Source organism: Rhodococcus sp. 06-1474-1B (genome assembly GCF_002258885.1).
Lineage (GTDB): Bacteria > Actinomycetota > Actinomycetes > Mycobacteriales > Mycobacteriaceae > Rhodococcoides > Rhodococcoides fascians.
In genome coordinates, this window is sequence record NZ_NOYR01000025.1 from 78,641 (window position 1) to 96,649 (window position 18,009).

An 18,009-nucleotide genomic window follows, 5' to 3' on the forward strand; every position below is an offset into this window, starting at 1 on the left:
GATGCGCAATGGACGATCGAGATCTCATCGGTGTCTCGCCTTTTCACGCCGCCGGTCTACTGCGCGGGTTCGTGATCTCCGGTCGTTGGCCGGACACCACCAAGGAGTGGGCTCAATTCCTGGCGCTGGCCGTCCGGGTCGCGTCGATGCCGGGTCTGTTGGCGACGTCGACGGTGTTCGGGGTGCGGGAGGAGCTGCCCGAGGATCCGGAGCCGGGGACGGTCGGCCTGGTGTTGGCCGAGGGACCGGTGATCGGCGATTTCGCGTTGGCTCCCGGGCGGTTCTCGGACCATCAGCCGGCCGCGTTGCTGATGCTGCATCCACCGTCGGAGACGACGCCTTCTCTGCCGGAATGTGCGGGCGCGGCCTCGGGTTGTGTTCTGCTGCCCGGTCTTCCGCATCTGGGCCTCGATCACCGGGCCGCGTGGGTGGAGGCAGAATCCGACGGCACCGTGACGTCGATGATCAGTCGGGTCGGCCTCGATCCGATCAGCGATCCCGACACCGCAGTTTTGGCGATGCTCCTCGCATCCTGACCGCTCCCCGTACACGATTTTTCGGGTCCCCAAACTTATTGGCGCATTGGACAATTGGAGAAACGGCACTTAAAGTCGTCTGCAGCGAAGGGGAGTAGCCCCCAATCAACGTGTCGACATACTGGTCGTTTTCCACGACCCGGCACCTGAACCGGTACTTCCGGTGGGCGAGACCTTCGGTCCGTTCGACGACCGAGGAGTCTGCTGTGCTGTCCGCTCTACTGTTGAGTTTCGCTGTCATTTTCGTGGCCGAGCTGGGTGACAAATCCCAGCTGATGGCCATGACGTTCGCCTTGCGCTACAAGTGGTACGTCGTCATCGGCGGCATCACGGTGGCCACGACCGTCGTGCATCTGGTCTCGGTCGCCGTCGGCCATTTCCTCGGTGTGTCCATCCCCACCGAAGCCATCTCGATCGTCGGCGGGCTCGCGTTCGTCGTGTTCGGTCTGTGGACCCTGCGCGGAGATTCGCTGTCCGACGACGAGGGTGCCAAGGCGTCGCGAGTCACCAAGTCGGCCTTCCTGGCCATCGCGTCCGCGTTCTTCCTCGCCGAACTGGGCGACAAGACGATGCTGGCCACCGTCACTCTGGCCGCCGACAACGATTGGGTCGGAGTGTGGATCGGCTCGACGGTAGGCATGGTCGCCGCCGACGCCCTCGCTATCGTGCTGGGTGCCGTTCTCGGAAAGCACTTGCCGGAACGGCTGATTCAGTACGGTGCGGCCATTCTGTTCTTCGTCTTCGGCGCGGTCCTGTTCTTCGAGGGACTGATGCCGGGTACGTCGGCTCCGTACGTGGCGGCCGCAGTCGTGGTGGCGATCTCGGCCCTCGTCGTCGCCGCTGCGTTCGTCCGACGCTCCCGCAGCGACGCTCCGCAGGAAGTGGAGAAGCGCAGCACCACCGAAGACGTCTGACCTTGGTTTACACTCCTCGCGGAGGGGTGAATGAACGACAACCTGCAGGCGACGGGTAGCGACGCGGCACACCGTTCGACCGATCGGCTCATCAGGATCTTCGGCCGGTTCGTCGGTACCGGCTACGCGGCATATCTACTGCTGCTCGTTCCCGACATCGCGCGCAGCAGCGTCACGGTCCCCGGGTGGTGGACCCCGGCCGCCGTGATCGTCGTGTTCGGTACCGGTCTCGCGTTCGGAGCCTTCACCTTTCACCCGAGCATCAGGGTCAGCCAGGTTGCGGGTTCGATCGCAGCGTTGGCATTCCCGGTCATGGCCCTGCTGTGGTGGGTGGCCTGGGACGGGACCACCTTCGATCGGAGCGGAATGTTCCTGTCCGCATTCCCCGGCCTGGCCTCACTCGCGGCCGCGACCGTGTGGCGACCCATCCCGGCATTCGTGCACACGGCCGTCTCGGTGGTGATCGTGCAGCTGATCAATCAAGCTGTGCGAGAGCCGTTTCCTCGCAGCAACATCATCGCCGAAATATTCTTCGGGCTGATGTTCTGCACGGTGTTCGTCGCGGCGACTCTGGCCGCACTGCGTACCGGTCGCATTCTCGATGCCACCATCAGCGCCACCCACGGCGATGCCGCACGGGCGGCTGCGGCGAATGCACGCGAAGTCGAACGGGAACGGTTCGACGCCCTCATCCACGACGAGGTCATGTCGTCACTGCTGGCGGTCGCTCGCCAGGGCCGCACTGCCAGCCTGGCCCGTCAAGCACGTTCGGCATTGGCCCATCTGGACGGACTGCACACCGACACTGCGACACACGATTTCACCGTCGACGACACGATCGCTCTGATGCGGGCCTCCGCATCGACGGTCGACGAGTCGATCGATTTCAGGGTCCGCGAGGACCCCGCCGATTCCTCGGCGAACTACCCTGCCGATGCGGTCCGGTCGATCGCGGGCGCACTAGCAGAAGCACTGCGCAACAGCGTCGTTCACGCTCAGGCGTCGACCAGATCGGTGACGGTCGAGCTGGCCCCGTCGGCACTGCGAGTCATCGTGCGAGACAACGGTATCGGCTTCGATCGACGCTCGGTGCCTCCGCACCGACTCGGCGTCGCCGTCAGCATCGAGGGGCGGATGCGTCAGCTCGACGGTGGTTCGGCCGAGATCGACACCTCCCGCCGCGGAACCACTGTGCGACTGAGCTGGGCGCGATGAACGGCGAGGATGTTCGCGACCTGCTGTCGATGAAGTCGGGGGCCGCGTACGCCGTCGCTGGCTTCTACATCCTCGCGTGCGCCGTGTGTGCGTCGGCGACGCTGAAGGGTATGTCCGCGGTGTGGCCGCCGTTCGTCTCGGTGTTGGTGTTCTCGGCCGCGGTCATCCTGCTGCTCAGCGCTCCGGGGGATCCGCTGAGCCCACGGTCGACGGCGCTGCTCACCGTATCCGGGCCGGTGGCCGCGTCGTTCGTCTTCGCCGTGGCGCCGGTGCCGCTGACCGGCAGTCTGCAGTCCTGGCCTCTGGGTATGTCCATTGTGATCTACACGTTCATGTGTGTCCGTGGCCGCACGCCGGCCGCGTGGTTCGGACTCGCGCTCACGATGTCTGTCGTCGTCGGTTGGGCAGCCTGGACGGGTCAAGGCGCACTGTTCGGGTTGTCGTTCAGCGCCATCAATATTGCTCCGTTGTTGATGGCGACGTTCTTCGCCTTCACCATCCGACCCCTCGGTGCAGCGATCTTCGAGCTCCGTGAACAATCCACCATCCGCATCGCCGCCCAGGCCGCCGCTGCGGCGGTACTCGAAGAACGTGACGCCCGCCTGGCCAGTCTCGATACGCTCGCCCGCCCACTGCTGCAGCGCATCGCGGACGGCCCCGATCTCACCGACGAGGAAGTCCTGGCGTGCCGACTCCTCGAAGCCGAGCTCCGCGACACCCTGCGGGCCCGCGGGCTCGTACTGCCCGAGTTGGCCAGAGCGGCACGCTCGGCTCGCGCCCGTGGCGTCGAGGTCACGATGCTCGACGACCGAAGCCCCACGGCACTGAGCGAGAAGGTCCGCAACGACATCGCGGCGGGGGCGTCGAGCAGTCTGGACGGTGCCGTGACGGGATCGGTGACGGTTCGCCTGCTGCCTCCGGGCCGACCGGCCGCGGCGACGATTCTGCTCGACGACTTCGGTGACGGTGCCCAGCGAGTCGAGTACGACGACTCCGGCCGCATTCTGCCCTGACCGGCGGGTGCCTGGGAGTGGGGTGAGGTCCCCCGCCGGTTATGGTGCAGAACACAGCGTGGTCGCTGCCTGTGCCGCGACCCGACACCGCTAACGAAGGGGATCGTACGACGTGGAGATTTCAGGAACAGCAGCACTCGTCACCGGTGGCGCGTCGGGCCTCGGAGCAGCAACCGCAGCACGTCTGGCAGGCGCGGGCGTCACGGTGTTCGGTCTCGATCTGCCGCAGTCCATCGAGCGCGCCGGAGACAGTGTCCCGGACGGCGTGACCCTCATTCCCGCCGACGTCACCAGTGAGGCCGAGGTCGAGGCCGCACTGGACACCATCGTCGAGTCCGGTGTGCCACTGCGCATCGTCGTCAACTGTGCAGGCGTGGGCTGGGCGGGTCGCATCCTGTCCAAGAAGGGACCGCACGATCTCGAGTTGTTCCGGACGGTCATCACCATCAACCTGCTCGGCACGTTCAACGTGATGCGGCTGACCGCCAACCGCATTCAGTCGCAGTCCACCGTCGACGACGCCGGCCAGCGCGGCGTTGTCATCAACACCGCATCGGTCGCCGCATTCGAGGGTCAGATCGGCCAGATCGCCTACACCGCCTCAAAGGGCGGCGTGCACGCGATGACCATCACTGCGGCCCGCGACCTGGCCCAGGTCGGCATTCGCGTGAACACCATCGCCCCCGGCATCGTCGACACCCCGATGCTCGCCGGTGTCACCGAGGAATACCGTCAGGGCCTCGAGGCGTCCGTGCCCTTCCCGTCGCGTCTCGCGCAGCCCAGCGAGTACGCCCAGCTGGTGCAGATGATCGCCGAGCACGACTACCTGAACGGCGAGACGATCCGCATGGACGGCGCGATCCGGATGGCACCGCGCTAGAAGTCCTTTCGCGTGTGGCCCCGACTTTTCGGGCGCGGGGTCACACGCGAGCGCGCAGGTCCGCCACGGTCGGGATCTCGTGCTCGGCGCGGTCGGACATCCACTCGCGCAACACTTTGGTGGCGAGCACATCGTCCTCGTTGTAGACGAGTAGCCGTTCTCGCTGGGTGTGATCGGGATGGGCGTCGTATCCGACGGCCTCGCGGTACCAGCCCATCGAAGCCTCGCCGCCGGCTTCCTCGTCGCGCCAGGAGAATCCGGCCACCGGGGCAATCTTCTTCAGCCCCTTGCCGTTCGGGCAGATGAACTGGTCACTGACGGCCTGATAGATGTCCACCCACTGCTCGCTGTCGATGAATTCGCGTATCTGCGCCTCGGTGGGCACTCCGGGGACGTCGGCGAAGCGTCTGGCCGAGTCGAGTAACCATTTGTCCTCGGCTTGTCTCGAATAGCAATACGCTGCAAATGTTTTGCCGCGCGCCGCGGCATCGGCTCGCGTGTCCATCAACCAGTTCCAGAACACCGCGAACGAGCGACCCTCGTCGACGGTGGGCAGCGGATCCCACGTGACGAAGCCGCGATACTCCGGCGGCGGTCCGCCTGCCTCGGTGAGGAGCGTGCCCCACAGGTACGCGCCGTGCTCCTGATAGCTCTCCATGTCGACGTCCACCTCCACGTCGGCGCGGTGGACCGTCACGGTCTCCGATCGACGCAGCAGCGGCACGTCGGCACGCCAAGCCAGCGCCGCGGACACCGCGTCGTCGAAGTTGCCGAAGGGCCACTCCTCGGGAGCCGGACCGGTCCATTGCGCCAGTTCGTCGATCGTCCGCACTCCAGCGCTGCGCAGCACGTCCGCTCGAGATCCCGATGCGACGAGTGAGACGTCGCGGGCCGCCACCAACTGCGGCTTGCAGTCGAACCACCAAGCACACGAACGGCATTCGCTGATCTGCGAGGGAACGGTCACCGCGTCACCGCTCGCGACAGCAAGCCGGTCCGCGAAGCGAATGTCGTATTCGTCGAGCGCGGCAGTCAGGTCGTGTACCAACACGCACTCTCCGCGATAACCCACTGCGCCCCCGACCGGGGTAGCCGTGGCCAAGCCCTCGTGGGCGAGCATGCGGTACAGGTGCGCGAGGCGGAGCTGATCGCGCAGCTGGCTGCGCACCTTGCGGGTCTCGTCGACGGCCGGAGCCCAGTGCGTGAGCGGTGTGGTGCGCGCACCGCGCCCGGGGTCGGTCACCTTGTGATTGACGACGATCACCGGAATGTAGCCGCCCGACGCGTCACGCACGAGAAGCTCGCTCCGTCCGCGGCGGCCGGTATCGCGTTCGAGTGGCAGAACTGCATTCCAGACACGTTCGACGCCTGCGCGGCAGGCCGCGACGGTCGCATCAGCCGCAGCACGGGCCGTGGGCTCGTCGATCTCGGTCCACTGCATGGGGTCGGCCGCTGCCAACTGCGCGCGAATGTTCTCGCGATGCGCCTGGGCCGCCTCTCGGCGTTGCCGCACCCCGGGATTCTCGGGTTCACCGCGCAGGAGCGCCCCGTAGGCGGTGTCGAGATAGAGCCGGTGCCGACATCGCGTCAACGATCCGGCGTCGAGCAGCACAGGTGCGTGCGACGCTGCCGCATCTCGTTGACCGTTCACACCGCTAGACATTAGGTGAGCCCTCCGACAGCCGAAGAAGAACAGCTGCCTATCAGGCGGGAGTGGAGCCTGGGGACCGACCCATTAGGCGGGAGTGGAGCCTGCGGAATGACCCATTAGGCTGTGTGGAACGCACCGTTACCGCCTAGCAGCACATGTCAGGAGCCTTGTCGATGGGTCTGTTCCGTAAGCGCAAAGGTCGTGCCACTCGCAAGGCGGAGGCGAAGGCCCTCAAGCACAAGGCCACTCTCGAGGCGAAGCTCGGCGCGAAGAACGAGCGCAAGCAGCTGAAGTCGATCGCCAAGGCGCAGCGCAAGCTCAGCGCGGTGGAGGCGAAGTCGCAGAAGAATGTCGAGAAGGCGCAGGTCTCGGCGTTGCGGGCGCAGCAGAAGGCGGCTGCGGCCGGCACGCTGAACGTGGCTCAGATTCGTAAGTATCTCGGTATTGCTCGGCTTCTGCTGCCGGTCCTGGCTCCGATTGCCTACCGCGCTGCCACCGTCGTTCGCGGGCAGCTCGACAACCGCAAGGCGCAGCAGCTGGGTGTCGCACCCGATCAGCTGAGCGAGTACTCGGGCCACGGCGGCAAGCTCAGTGCCCGGATCGCCGGTGCCGAGAAGTCGCTGAGCACCATTGGATCGCGTCATTCGGATCCGGAGACCAAGAGTTTCGGTGCCGCGATCAGTGAGCGTCTCGACGATCTGACCACCGCTGTGCGCGCCGCCGAGCAGATGCCGCCTGCGCGCCGCAAGACTGCCCACGCCGCCATTTCCGCTGAGCTCGACGGCATCGAAGCGGACGTGCTCGCTCGCCTCGGCGTGCGCTGATCTCACCGACCATCCGATGACCGACGGCTCTGCTGCACCGCTTCGCGGCGGAGCTGTCGGTACGGTCACCGCCGCGCTGGCGGTGGCTGCGCACGGAATGGCGGGCGGCGGCTATCTCAGCGGATCGGGCCTGGCTCTGCTGATCGTGGTCAGCCTCGGCGTGGGTGCCATGACTGCCGTTCCGCGTCGCTCGACTGTTCTGTTGCCCGCCCTGATGGGTGGCCAACTCCTCGCTCATACCGCACTGAGCCTGAGCGACATGGCCGGCATGTCGGGCTCGTCACACAGCCATTCGCTGCTGCCCAGCGCCGCGATGATCGGCTTTCACGCGGCCGCGTCGCTGGTCGCCGCGCTGTTGATCGCCGCAGCCGAACGTCTCTACGGCCCGATCACATCGATCGTTCGTGCCGTTCTCGCGCTCCTCACTCCCCTGCCCGACGGTTCTGCTGTCGGTCGCGTCCGGTTCTCCGTCGCGATGCCGTCGGTGCACGGTATTGCCCTGGACTGGGCCATTTCTCGTCGTGGGCCTCCGATGTCGAGCAGCTCGTAGCTCCGATCCGACATCCCCTTTCACCTCCGTACAGAAATGACCCAACACTCATGAAGAGTTCCATTCCGCGTGCCTTGTTCGTATCCGGTGCCACCGTCGGCGCACTGCTGATCGGCGCAGGCGCCGCCTCCGCCCATGTGGTCGTCTCCGCGCCCGACGCCGCGCAGGGCGGCTACTCGGTCCTGACGTTCCGCGTCCCCACCGAGTCCGACACCGCATCGACCAACTCGGTCAAGGTCACCTTGCCCGGCCTCAATTCCGCTCGCACCCAGCCCATTCCGGGATGGACGTCCACCGTCGAGAAGGACTCCGCCGATCTCGCCGTGTCGGTGACGTGGACGGCGAATCCCGGTACCGAGGTCGGTCCGGGCCAGTTCCAGCAGTTCCTGCTCTCCGCGGGGCCGCTGCCCGAGCAGGAAACCGTGTCGTTCCCGGCCACCCAGACCTACACCGACGGTGAGGTCGTGCAGTGGAACGAGCCGATGACCGAGGACGGCAGCGAGCCCGAATTGCCCGCTCCCACACTGACCCTCGCAGCATCGAGCGGTGACGCGCACGGCGGAGCCCACGCCGAGACGACGGACGCAGCCGAGCAGACGTCCACGTCCTCCTCGGACGACACCGCCCGCTGGATTGCCGGTGCCGGGCTCGTTCTCGGTGCCGTCGGCGCCGGCCTCGGAATCGGTGCAACCGTACGGAGCCGACGCTCGTGAGGGCGCTGACCGTGTCCGCCAAAGCGGTGGTCGTATCGGCGGTGGCCTTGCTGGCACTGCTGATCGCGGCTCCGATTGCCTCGGCTCATTCGCAGGTCACCGGGTACAGCCCGGCCGACGGCTCCTCGCTCGACGCATCTCCGGCGACGGCATCGGTGACCTTCAACGAGGTGCCGCAGTCGCAGTTCGCAACGCTCAACGTCGTCGGCCCCGACGGCAACATCTGGTCGAAGGGCGATGCTCGCATCGAGGGCCAGAGCGTGGTCGTCGATGTCGGTGATCTGGGCCCTGCCGGCGAGTACACCCTCGCCTACCGCATCACCTCGGCAGACGGTCATCCGGTGAGCGGCACGGCCGCGTTCACGCTGACGCAGGAAGGGTCCGGAACACCCGGGGCACCGGCCGATGCGTCGGGCACCTCGGAAGAGTCCGAGGACGGGTTCCTCGGCGGCTACGGTCCCATCGTGCTGGTCGTGGTTGCGGTCCTCGCCTTCGGCGGAGCATTGGCATTCGCACTGCGTAAGCCGAAAGACCAGCGTAAGCCGAAGAGCGAGAAGTAGATCCGACGTGGCTGCGGTGAGCGAGAGGAGCGTTCGGCTCGTGCTCGCCGCCGCAGCCTCGGCGGTGGTGGGGGTCGCGGCAGCGTTCGCGCTGGCGTACCCCACCTTTCCCAGCGGGTCGTCGTGGCTCCGCGTCATCGCTGTCGCGTCGGGTTCGGTGGTGTTGGGGTTCGGAATTCTCGCTGTCCTGGACGGTAATTCCGCATCTCGACGCCCCGCCCTCGACTCGCTGGTGATGTGGCGGTCGATCGGGTTCCTGTCGGGTCTGTGGGCGGTGGCCGAGTTCGTCCTGTTGGCAGCGGCCGCAGCCGAGGCCGAGGGCCGAGCAGTGACGGCGCTGTCGCCGAGTGCATTTGCGGCCTTCGTCGCGTCGATCTCCGTCGGTCGACTCGGCGCGACGACGGTGCTCCTCGCGCTCGTTCTGTGCGCCATGGGCGTACTCGGATATCGACGAGACGCATCCTGGTCCCCGGTTCCCGTGGTCACGCTGGCGGCGCTGGCCCTGGTCGCGCGACCGATCACCGGACACATGTCGCAATTCGCATTCGGGTCCATTGCCGTTGCCGTGCATGTGGTGTGCGCCTCGGTGTGGCTCGGTGTGCTCGGCGCGATGGCGCTGAGTCTGCGGACCAAGACAGCGTGGGCGACGCTTTTGCCGGCCTATTCCCGGATCGCGCTGTGGTGCGTCGTCGGGGTGGCCGTGACCGGCGTATTCGACGCGGTCCTGAAGTTGGATAGCCCGGCCGCTGCGATCGAGACCGGTTACGGCCGAATCGTTCTCGCCAAAGTCGTGATGACCGTGATCCTGGTGGCCGTGGCAACTCGGATCCGCCGCACGTGGTTGCCGACCGCCACTGCGCACCGCTCCACGGCGGACTACTCAGTGGGACGAGCTGCCGCTCATGTCTGTCTGCTGACGGTGGCGTTCGGACTGGCGGCAGCGTTGGCAACCACGGCGTAAGGCCGGAGTGCAGCCTGCGGAATGACCAGGAAAGCCAGTCTGTCGGGGCTCTGTACTAGCCTGAGTGCATGCCGAAGTTGACTGTGGTGCCGGGTGGTTCCTCGATGTCCGCGCGCGATCGGATTCCCACGGTCGCCGAGTTCTTCGCCGGTATCGGTTTGGTGCGAATGGGCTTGGAGCAGGCCGGTTTCGAGGTGTGCTGGGCCAACGACATCGAGCGCGACAAGCACCACATGTATCGCCAACACTTCGGTGACGACGCGGCCCATTTTCAGCTCGGGGATGTTGCCGGCACGCGCGGCGACGATCTGCCGGACGGTCTGTCGTTGGCATGGGCGTCGTTTCCGTGCACGGATTTGTCTCTGGCCGGGGGCCGGGCCGGTCTCGCCGGTAAGAACTCCTCGACATTTCGGCACTTCACTCGGGTGCTGGACGAAATGGGTGACGGCCGTCCCGAGGTAGTAGCGCTGGAGAACGTCGTCGGCCTGGCCACCAGTCATGGGGGCGACGATCTGGCGGCTGCGGTCCGTGAGCTCAACGAACTCGGTTATTCGGTGGACGTCCTCACCATCGATGCTCGACGGTTCGTCCCGCAGTCCCGTCCTCGTCTGTTCCTGATCGGTGCGCAACATCCGCCGGAGGATGCCCGCGATCCCAACAGTGAACTGCGTCCGGATTGGTTGCAGGCGGTCTACGGCGATTCGACGCTGTCGACGCATCGGGCTCCGCTGCCCAGCCCGCCGATCCCGTTGACCAGTGGTCTCGGCGATCAGGTCGAGCGGATGGATTACCGCGACGAGCGCTGGTGGGATGCAGACCGCACCGAGGCATTCGTACGCTCGTTGTCGCCGATTCAGTTGCAGCGCATCGAGATTTTGAAGAAGGCGCGCAAGGTCAGTTACCGTACCGCCTACCGTCGTACCCGCAACGGCGTCGCGGTGTGGGAGGCCCGCCCCGACGACATCTCCGGCTGCCTGCGTACTGCGCGCGGTGGGTCGTCGAAGCAGGCGGTGGTCAAGATCGGCCACGGCCGGTTGCAGGTGCGCTGGATGACGCCTCTCGAGTACGCCCGCTTGATGGGCGCCGGCGACTACACGCTCAGCGGTCTGCGAAACAACCAGGCGCTCTTCGGTTTCGGTGATGCGGTGTGCGTTCCGGTGGTCGCGTGGCTGGCGGAGCACTACCTGATGCCCCTGGTGAACGGGACACTCGGTTCCATCGCGCCGAATGCGACTGCTGCGCATGTCCAGTCACGGTAAGTCCTCGCTGCGGGCGTCGGCGGTCGCGCCGCGCAAGAGCAGTCTGCCTGCGGACGATGTGCAGTCATTTCGAGCTGCACTGCGAGAAGTGCTGAGCGAGAAGGACGATCGAGGGCGCGTCTGGTCGGCGGCCAAGTGGGGCGTGTATGCGTTCTACGACTACGACGGCGAGCCGATCTACGTGGGGCAGACCAAGGAGAAGCTCAGCGTTCGGGTGCAGCGGCATCTGACCAATCAGCGGACCGACGCCGTCGCGATGCGAGTGCTGGACGTGTTCGAGGTCGCAGAGATCGAGATCTGGCCGCTCTGGCAGTACGAGGAGCTCAAGAAGTCCGACGGCGCAGAACAATTCCGCGCAGCCGAACGCGATTTGAACGCCCACGAGTACACGGCGTACCTCGAGGCCATCGACAGGTCGCGTCACAAGGCAATTCTGAACGAGAAGATCCCGCCAGTCTCCGAGCCCGTCACTCTGCCTGCGTCACTGCGGCGGTCGCTGATCTCCGAGCAGACCCGAATAGAGCGCGGGCACCCCGACATTCGGATCGCGCGACGCGCGGAGACCATCTCCCGATTGGCTGCGGTCACTCGCGAGCGCGGTGAGGTGTCCGAGGGTCTGCGACGCGTCCTGGTGGTGCAGGCGGTGCGTCTGGCGTATTTGTCTGCGGAGCGACTCGCCTTCGTCGAGGGTCACCCCATTCCCGATCCCGCGGCCATCGACGTCACCGCCCTGGTGGGTTCGGTGCTGCACGAACGTAGCGATCCCGAGGATCCAGACGACCCCGGAGACCCAGAGGACCTACCCGAGCCCGACGCCGAGCTGGACCTGTTCAGCGACTACTGACTCCCGTCGCCGTAGGCTCGACCTGTGCCGCTTCCCCCTCACGTTGCCGATCTCACCAGCATCGATCTGTTGCTGTCGGTGGCAGAGCTCGGCAGCATCGGCCGTGCCGGACACGCCCACGGCATGTCGCAGCCCGCGGCAAGTTCTCGCATTCGCGCGCTGGAGCGTCGCGTCGGAGCGCCGTTGTTGAAGCGGGGCGCACGCGGAACGGTGCTGACCGAGTTCGGCGAGCTGGTCGCGAGTTGGGCAGCGCCGGTCGTCCGGTCGGCCGAGGACTTGGCGACGGCGATCGCCACGCTGCACGCCGAGCGCATCGGCCACCTGCAGATCGCGGCCAGTCAGACTGTCGCCGAATATCTTCTGCCGAGATGGCTGGTCACACTGCACACGACGCTGCCCCAGATCGTGCCCACGCTGAGCTCGGGCAATTCGGCGGTGGTCGCCGCGACGGTGCTCGCCGGAGACGCAGACCTGGGGTTCATCGAAAACCCCAGTGTCCAGGCCGAACTCACGTACCGCACCGTCGCAACCGACGAACTGGTTCTCGTCGTGGCACCCGGACATCCGTGGGCACACACTGCACCGTCGACCGCGCAGGTAGTCGAGACGGCGCTGGTCACCCGCGAGGCCGGGTCGGGAACCAGGTCGGTGTACGAGAGTGCGGTTGCTGCAGCAGGTTTCGGCCCGCCCACGACTCCTCTACTGGAAGTGTCGTCGACGACGGCCATCAAGTCCGCTGTGGCGGCGGGGATCGGCGGTGCCGTCCTCAGTTCACTGGCCGTCGCGACGGAGCTGGCGGCGGGCAGTCTGATCGGAGTGCCGCTCCCCGATCTGTCCCTGCACAGAGACTTGCGCGCCATCTGGCGATCGGGCCGTGAGCCCAGCGGCCCGGCCGCAGAACTTCTGACGGTAGCGACGTCCATCCAGCCATAACCTCCAGTTATGACTGGATCGCGAATTACTGCCTACCGGACGCGGGCCGCGTCGCGCACAGTGAAGTCATGACCGTCCTCGAGTCCGTCTCGTATGCACCCCGGCTGTCGCGCAGGCGGACCGTCGAGCACATCACCCCCAACTGGTTCGCCGCCGTTATGGGAACCGGCATCGTCGCCACCGCGGCCGCCACACTGCCCGTCGACCTTCCTGCGTTGCGCGTCTTCGCCGCCGTCGTCTGGGTGCTCGCTGCGGGTGCACTCGTAGTGATCGGCGCGGCGTTCGTGCGGCACTGGATCGGTTACCGCGCACGCGCAGTCGACTACGCGCAGCACCCGGTGATGATGCAGTTCTACGGCGCACCGCCCATGGCCCTGCTCACCGTCGGCGCCGGGTCCGGCCTGCTCGGCGGAGACTTCCTCGGATCCACCGCGGCCACGTCACTGTTCGCAGTCCTGTGGGTCGCCGGCACGATCACCGGCCTGCTCACCAGCGTCGCCGTCCCCTTCCGAATGATCACATCCGCTCACCGGGAGCAGGTCACGGCACTACCCGCGTGGCTGATGCCCGTCGTCCCGCCGATGGTGTCCGCGTCGACCGGAGCGTTGCTGCTCCCTCACCTGCCCGACGGCCAGTGGCGGTTGGCGCTGCTGTGCGCGTGCTACGCGATGTTCGGGCTGTCGCTGATCGTCGGAATGCTCACCATGACGTTGATCTACGGACGCCTGCTGCACGGCGGTCTGTCGTCCGTCGACGCGGCTCCGACGGTCTGGATCACGCTGGGGTTGATCGGCCAGTCGGTCACGGCGGCCAATCTGCTGGGCAACGATGCAGCGATGGTGTTCACCGGTGCGCAGTCGTCGATCGCCGTCGGGCTGCACGTCGTCGGGATCGGCTACGGCTTGATCATGGGCGGATTCGGCGCGCTGATGTTCGCACTGGCCACTGCACTGACCGTGCACGCGGCGCGGAGGAAGATGAGGTTCTCACTGACATGGTGGTCGTTCACGTTCCCGGTCGGAACCTGCGTCACCGGAGCGACCGCACTGGGCAATGCCCTCGATTTCGGCGCGGTCCGTGCCCTTGCCGTACTGCTGTACGTCGTACTCGTGACGGCCTGGATCACTGTCGCTGCTCGAACCCTCCGAGGCGTGTGGCGAGGAAACCTGCTGCAGCCCAGCTGATCTCACATGTGCGCGAGCACGTTCACCACGTTGCCGCCTGCGTCGCGGAAGAAGAATCGGCGCACGCCCCACTCCTCGTTGGTGATCTCGTACACGATTTCGAGATTCGCATCCACCGCGGCGCGGTAGGCCGCGTCGACGTCGTCCACTTCGAGGGACGCGGACGGATTCACCGGGCCGGTGGGGTCGACGGTGATCAGACTCAATTGCGCGGTGCTGTCCCCCGGTGACGCAAGTGTGGCGATCCAACCGTGGTTCATCACCACCTCCATGCCGGTGACCTGTACATACGCGTCCAGCGCCGCATCGAGATCGGTGACCGTGAGCAGGGGCATCGCGCACACAACGTCCATGTTCGGACTGTATCGCGCCGAAAGCGTCCCCGCGGGGACGTTCTCGACGGGCATCTCGCACATGGGGGACGATGTTTCGATGCTGACGATCAAGGTAACTCTGGCCGACATCGAACCAGCGGTGTGGCGGCGGTTCACCATCAATTCCGACGCCACACTGCCCGAGCTACACGACGTCATCCAAGATGTCATGGGCTGGGAAGACCGACACCTGCACATGTTCTTCGTCGGCGACGATCCCTATCGAACCAGTCGACGCTACGAGATGAAGTCCGCGCTCGAAGAGTGGGACGACGGCGCCGGGACGCTCGAGGACGGCGTTCGAGTGGACGAAGTCCTCGGTGCCGTCGGGGATCGTCTCGGGTACGAGTACGACTTCGGTGACGGATGGACACACCACCTGGTCGTCGAAGAAGTATCGACCGTTGCCGGTACTGCAACCTGCCTCGACGGCAACCGCGCCTGCCCACCTGAGGACTGCGGTGGCACGTCGGGCTACGACGAACTGCTGAAGGTTCTGGCTGATACCGATCATCCTGAGCACAACCATATGAAGCAGTGGGCGGGCAGCTTGGAGGAACGCTTTGCGGTGGCCGACGCGAACAACAGAATCGCGTTGCGGCGCGCGGTGACGGAGTTGGCCGGCCGCGTGCGGGAGCGGCTACCCAAACTCGGCTCGCTTCTCGAACGCGGGCCCCTCGAGTATCACCCCGATCTGCCCGATGTCCTCGCACGCGTCGATTTCGATGTGGCACAGCTGGACCCCGTAGCGGCGTCATCGGCAATGGAAAAGCTGACATGGATGCTGGCGCGGGTGGGCGCAGACGGAATCACGCTGACTGCTGCGGGCTATCTCCCGCCCAAAGACGTCGCTGCGATGCGTGCAGAGCTCGAGTGGGGTGCCGAATGGTTCGGAAGCTCCAACCGCGAAGTGGACCATCAGCAGGTGCACTGGCTTCGGGCTGCTGTGACGCAACTCGGGCTGGTTCGCGTGCTGAAGGGACGGCTACTTCGGACCCGTTTGGGCAACACCCTGGCCACCGACCCAGTCCGCCTGTGGTCGCACGCCGCGGCTCGGATGCCGTTCGGCCGCGAGCAGTACGAGAAGGATGCAGGTCTGCTGCTGCTGGTGTCGGTTGCAGGGAGTTGCTCTGCGACCGAACGCAATTCGCTGATCTTTCGAAGCCTCGAGACCATCGGATGGCGAATCCCAGAAAGCGAAAGACTCTACGCCCAGTACCTCGCTCGACCGACCTTGGACTTCCTCACTCTGATCGGCGCTGTGCCGTCGACTCTGGGTCGCGACGGGGCCGTACCGGATTGGGGACGCACTTTTGCCGTACATGCACTCGGCTCGTGAACCAGAATGGGCTACCGGCCGCTCGTCAGGTCATGCTGCGCGCCCTGTGCGCCGCAGACGATCTCGATCGAGCGCCTCGAGCAGCAGGGGTGCCAGAAGGTCAGGTACGCAGAACTTGTCGTTCACCTTGACGAGCAATCCGAGGTCGAACATCGACATGAACCGGAGTGTCGCGACGGTCTGAATCACCTTGCTGTCGGACATCGTTCCCAGGACGACACCGTCGGATTCCCCTACCGGATCACCGACGAGGCTGCGCACGAGCACGGTGGTCGCCAACGTCGAGCCTGCCACGAGCTCGGACTGCACGGAATCATCGCCGGAGTCGTACACAGGCGTCAAGCAGGATGCGTACGCCTCGACCACGGCGGCGCGAGTTCGGTCCGCACTTGGAGACACCACCCAAGCTCCGGCTTCGGGTCCGCGGGTGTAAGTCTGGCCCGCGTGCTCGAGAACCCCGACCCTACGGGCGGTATCCAACACCGATCGATAGTTCACCATTGCCATGAAGTCAGGTTGTTCAGGGATGCTGTCGAAACCCGGAATCCCGAGCGCGGCAACGATCTCGGCCGAGTCGTCCCAGTAGTCGATTCGGGCCGATGGCGCGCGGCGCTCGGTCGCAGCCCACGATGCCAACCGTTGCAGGAGTGAGACCATTATCGGTGTACTCAGTGGGCTCGAGCGCCCCGGCGATATCGGAGAACTGGGCACCGACGCGAATGCAGACGGGAACCCGATCTCTCTCGAGATCTCTTCGTTCTGAGATGGCGACAACCGTTCGGCGACGACGAACGTGCCGAACAGATCGATGGCGCGACGTATCTCGTCGCGCTCCCATGGCGACCGCTCATAGTCATCGAGGTCCAAGTACTCGTGATCATCGAGACAGAACATGTCGATCGGAAAATCTGCGCCGTACACGCTCACGTTCCGCTCGCGGACCGACCGATCGACTGTCATTGCTGTCGCAAAAGCCGTCAACTGATCTGCGACCCAAGCATTCTCGATCAGCCAATCGGAGAAGTGAAGAAGCGCGCTCGGCCAAAATAGAGGTTCCCTTTCACGCTGAACCTGACTGTGGGCCTCGCGACTGGTCTTTCTGCTACGCGATCTGCGGTTGCTCATGATGTCCCCCCGGATGTGTGTGGTCGAGAGAGTAGACGAGGGGTACGACAAGCGAGCGAAGGCGGCTGATGACCCGCAATGCCGAGGATCTTCGAGGCATCGAGCAGATCGGCTCACCCGAGGACGTGGTGCGCGCTCCGACATCGGCGTTCGTCGCGCGTTTCCTGTCCGACGCCACCCTCGTCGACGGCGTTGTCGCAGACGGCACCTTCACTTCGGGCTCCCTCACACTCGAGGCGGAGGGCTCCGGACCCGGGACGCTCGCAATCCTGCCGACCGACATCGACATCGTGCCCGGATCTGCGGACGACACTGGTGAGGTCAGTGGCACCGTCACGTCGTCATTGTTCGGCCGCGATGCGAGCGACGTCCTGGTGCACTGCGACGACGTCGACTTCCGCTGCTCGACGCGCGGGCCGCGGCCCGAGGTGGGCGAGACGGTCGGCCTGTCCGTGCGGCGCTCCTTCTTCTATCCGCACTAGCGTCACCGGCCCGAAGGATCTGGCCATCCCCACATCGACGCTGTGACCCACCAGACAGGAATATTGTTTGCTTAGCGCATGTATGTATATATATGGTTGCAGACAGCAAGTAAATCGAACTCAGCGTTGGAGTACTCATGGCAGTTCAATCCACGACAGCGGAATCGCTCGTCGAAGAGGTTTTCCTCTTCGGGCGCACGCTGAAGCGGGCCGTGACCACCGGAGTCGAGGATTCACCGTTGCCGCAGGCGCTGACCGGAGTTCTGGCCATCCTCGCGACAGAGGGTGAATGCAGACAGACCGACCTCGCCAGCAGGCTCTGCGTCAGCCAGTCCGCCCTCAGCCGGCAGATCGCGGACCTCGTCGAACTCGGCTACATCGATCGGCACCCCGATCCGGACGACAGAAGAGCGTCCCGGGTCTGCGTGTCGGACGAAGGCCAAGCTCGACTGAAACAGATTTGGGACAGGCGAGCTCGTCGCCTGGCAGAGATGTTGAGCGAGTGGAGCGAAACCGAGGCTCTCGATGCCCTCGATTCCATCCGCAAGCTCAACGACACGTTCACCGAAGACGCCCACGCCCAGCACCAGGACGTGGCCCGCATTGAATTGATTGCGAGATAACCAATGACAACATCCGCGGAGAATCCGCC

Annotated in this window: 20 protein-coding genes; 17 read left to right on the plus strand and 3 right to left on the minus strand. The window is 65.6% G+C overall.

Features of this window, described 5'->3' with window-relative positions; translation table 11 throughout:
- The first annotated feature begins 8 nt into the window (after positions 1 to 8).
- The 5 genes from CH266_RS15085 (at position 9) to CH266_RS15105 (ending at position 4,558) form a co-directional block, all read left to right on the plus strand.
- A complete protein-coding gene (locus tag CH266_RS15085) occupies positions 9 to 536 on the plus strand; it encodes a hypothetical protein (RefSeq protein WP_027494858.1) in 528 nt (175 codons plus the stop codon).
- A gap of 206 nt (positions 537 to 742) precedes the next feature.
- Complete coding sequence (locus tag CH266_RS15090; protein ID WP_032374203.1) at positions 743 to 1,450, plus strand: TMEM165/GDT1 family protein; 708 nt, start codon at positions 743 to 745, stop codon at positions 1,448 to 1,450.
- Positions 1,451 to 2,296: 846 nt separating this feature from the next.
- Positions 2,297 to 2,665, plus strand: a complete 369-nt coding sequence (locus CH266_RS26125; protein ID WP_371828842.1) for an ATP-binding protein — start codon at positions 2,297 to 2,299, stop codon at positions 2,663 to 2,665.
- A complete protein-coding gene (locus CH266_RS15100; RefSeq protein ID WP_094715615.1) occupies positions 2,662 to 3,678 on the plus strand; it encodes a hypothetical protein in 1,017 nt (338 codons plus the stop codon). Before CH266_RS26125 ends, CH266_RS15100 begins: the two co-directional genes overlap by 4 nt.
- Positions 3,679 to 3,790: 112 nt before the next feature.
- Positions 3,791 to 4,558 carry an SDR family NAD(P)-dependent oxidoreductase gene (locus tag CH266_RS15105; RefSeq protein ID WP_094715616.1) on the plus strand — a complete coding sequence of 256 codons (768 nt, stop codon included), beginning with the start codon at positions 3,791 to 3,793 and terminating at the stop codon, positions 4,556 to 4,558.
- A 40-nt stretch (positions 4,559 to 4,598) separates the two neighbouring features.
- Here CH266_RS15105 and CH266_RS15110 read toward each other — a convergent pair whose 3' ends face one another.
- Entirely contained in the window at positions 4,599 to 6,221 is a 1,623-nt protein-coding gene (locus tag CH266_RS15110) for a TM0106 family RecB-like putative nuclease (RefSeq protein WP_094715617.1), read from the minus strand.
- Between the two features lie 161 nt (positions 6,222 to 6,382).
- On the opposite strand from CH266_RS15110, the gene CH266_RS15115 reads away from it, so the two are divergent.
- The 9 genes from CH266_RS15115 to CH266_RS15155 all read left to right on the plus strand — a co-directional run bounded on the left by CH266_RS15115 (position 6,383) and on the right by CH266_RS15155 (position 14,037).
- Positions 6,383 to 7,033, plus strand: a complete 651-nt coding sequence (locus tag CH266_RS15115) for a DUF6474 family protein (protein WP_027494864.1) — start codon at positions 6,383 to 6,385, stop codon at positions 7,031 to 7,033.
- A gap of 16 nt (positions 7,034 to 7,049) precedes the next feature.
- Positions 7,050 to 7,583, plus strand: coding sequence for a hypothetical protein (locus tag CH266_RS15120; RefSeq protein ID WP_094715618.1), 534 nt, complete (start codon positions 7,050 to 7,052; stop codon positions 7,581 to 7,583).
- Between the two features lie 50 nt (positions 7,584 to 7,633).
- The gene (locus CH266_RS15125) at positions 7,634 to 8,296 is read left to right on the plus strand and encodes a YcnI family copper-binding membrane protein (protein ID WP_094715619.1); all 663 of its coding nucleotides are present in this window, start codon (positions 7,634 to 7,636) and stop codon (positions 8,294 to 8,296) included.
- Entirely contained in the window at positions 8,293 to 8,856 is a 564-nt protein-coding gene (locus CH266_RS15130) for a copper resistance CopC family protein (RefSeq protein WP_094715620.1), read from the plus strand. The genes CH266_RS15125 and CH266_RS15130 overlap by 4 nt, the downstream gene beginning before the upstream one ends.
- A gap of 16 nt (positions 8,857 to 8,872) precedes the next feature.
- Positions 8,873 to 9,817 carry a copper resistance D family protein gene (locus CH266_RS15135; protein WP_255175923.1) on the plus strand — a complete coding sequence of 315 codons (945 nt, stop codon included), beginning with the start codon at positions 8,873 to 8,875 and terminating at the stop codon, positions 9,815 to 9,817.
- 68 nt (positions 9,818 to 9,885) lie between these two features.
- Positions 9,886 to 11,076, plus strand: a complete 1,191-nt coding sequence (locus CH266_RS15140; RefSeq protein ID WP_255175924.1) for a DNA cytosine methyltransferase — start codon at positions 9,886 to 9,888, stop codon at positions 11,074 to 11,076.
- Complete coding sequence (locus tag CH266_RS15145; protein ID WP_141214537.1) at positions 11,060 to 11,920, plus strand: GIY-YIG nuclease family protein; 861 nt, start codon at positions 11,060 to 11,062, stop codon at positions 11,918 to 11,920. The genes CH266_RS15140 and CH266_RS15145 overlap by 17 nt, the downstream gene beginning before the upstream one ends.
- Positions 11,921 to 11,944: 24 nt before the next feature.
- Positions 11,945 to 12,853, plus strand: a complete 909-nt coding sequence (locus CH266_RS15150; protein ID WP_032407180.1) for a LysR family transcriptional regulator — start codon at positions 11,945 to 11,947, stop codon at positions 12,851 to 12,853.
- 68 nt (positions 12,854 to 12,921) lie between these two features.
- Positions 12,922 to 14,037: a TDT family transporter gene (locus tag CH266_RS15155; protein WP_094715621.1), complete on the plus strand. Its 1,116-nt coding sequence runs from the start codon at positions 12,922 to 12,924 to the stop codon at positions 14,035 to 14,037.
- 2 nt (positions 14,038 to 14,039) lie between these two features.
- Here the strand turns inward: CH266_RS15155 and CH266_RS15160 are convergent, their stop codons facing one another.
- Positions 14,040 to 14,390: a VOC family protein gene (locus tag CH266_RS15160; RefSeq protein ID WP_176457104.1), complete on the minus strand. Its 351-nt coding sequence runs from the start codon at positions 14,388 to 14,390 to the stop codon at positions 14,040 to 14,042.
- Here CH266_RS15160 and CH266_RS15165 point away from each other — a divergent pair.
- A complete protein-coding gene (locus tag CH266_RS15165) occupies positions 14,389 to 15,750 on the plus strand; it encodes a plasmid pRiA4b ORF-3 family protein (RefSeq protein ID WP_176457105.1) in 1,362 nt (453 codons plus the stop codon). The two genes, CH266_RS15160 and CH266_RS15165, sit on opposite strands and share 2 nt — an antisense overlap.
- 30 nt (positions 15,751 to 15,780) lie before the next feature.
- Here the strand turns inward: CH266_RS15165 and CH266_RS15170 are convergent, their stop codons facing one another.
- Positions 15,781 to 16,677 (minus strand): hypothetical protein, encoded by an 897-nt coding sequence (locus tag CH266_RS15170; RefSeq protein ID WP_141214538.1) that lies wholly within the window; start codon positions 16,675 to 16,677, stop codon positions 15,781 to 15,783.
- Positions 16,678 to 16,943: 266 nt separating this feature from the next.
- Between CH266_RS15170 and CH266_RS15175 the strand changes: the two genes are divergently transcribed.
- The gene (locus CH266_RS15175) at positions 16,944 to 17,357 is read left to right on the plus strand and encodes a hypothetical protein (protein ID WP_027494874.1); all 414 of its coding nucleotides are present in this window, start codon (positions 16,944 to 16,946) and stop codon (positions 17,355 to 17,357) included.
- 137 nt (positions 17,358 to 17,494) lie between these two features.
- Positions 17,495 to 17,980, plus strand: a complete 486-nt coding sequence (locus CH266_RS15180) for a MarR family winged helix-turn-helix transcriptional regulator (protein WP_032366715.1) — start codon at positions 17,495 to 17,497, stop codon at positions 17,978 to 17,980.
- The last annotated feature ends 29 nt before the right edge of the window (positions 17,981 to 18,009 follow it).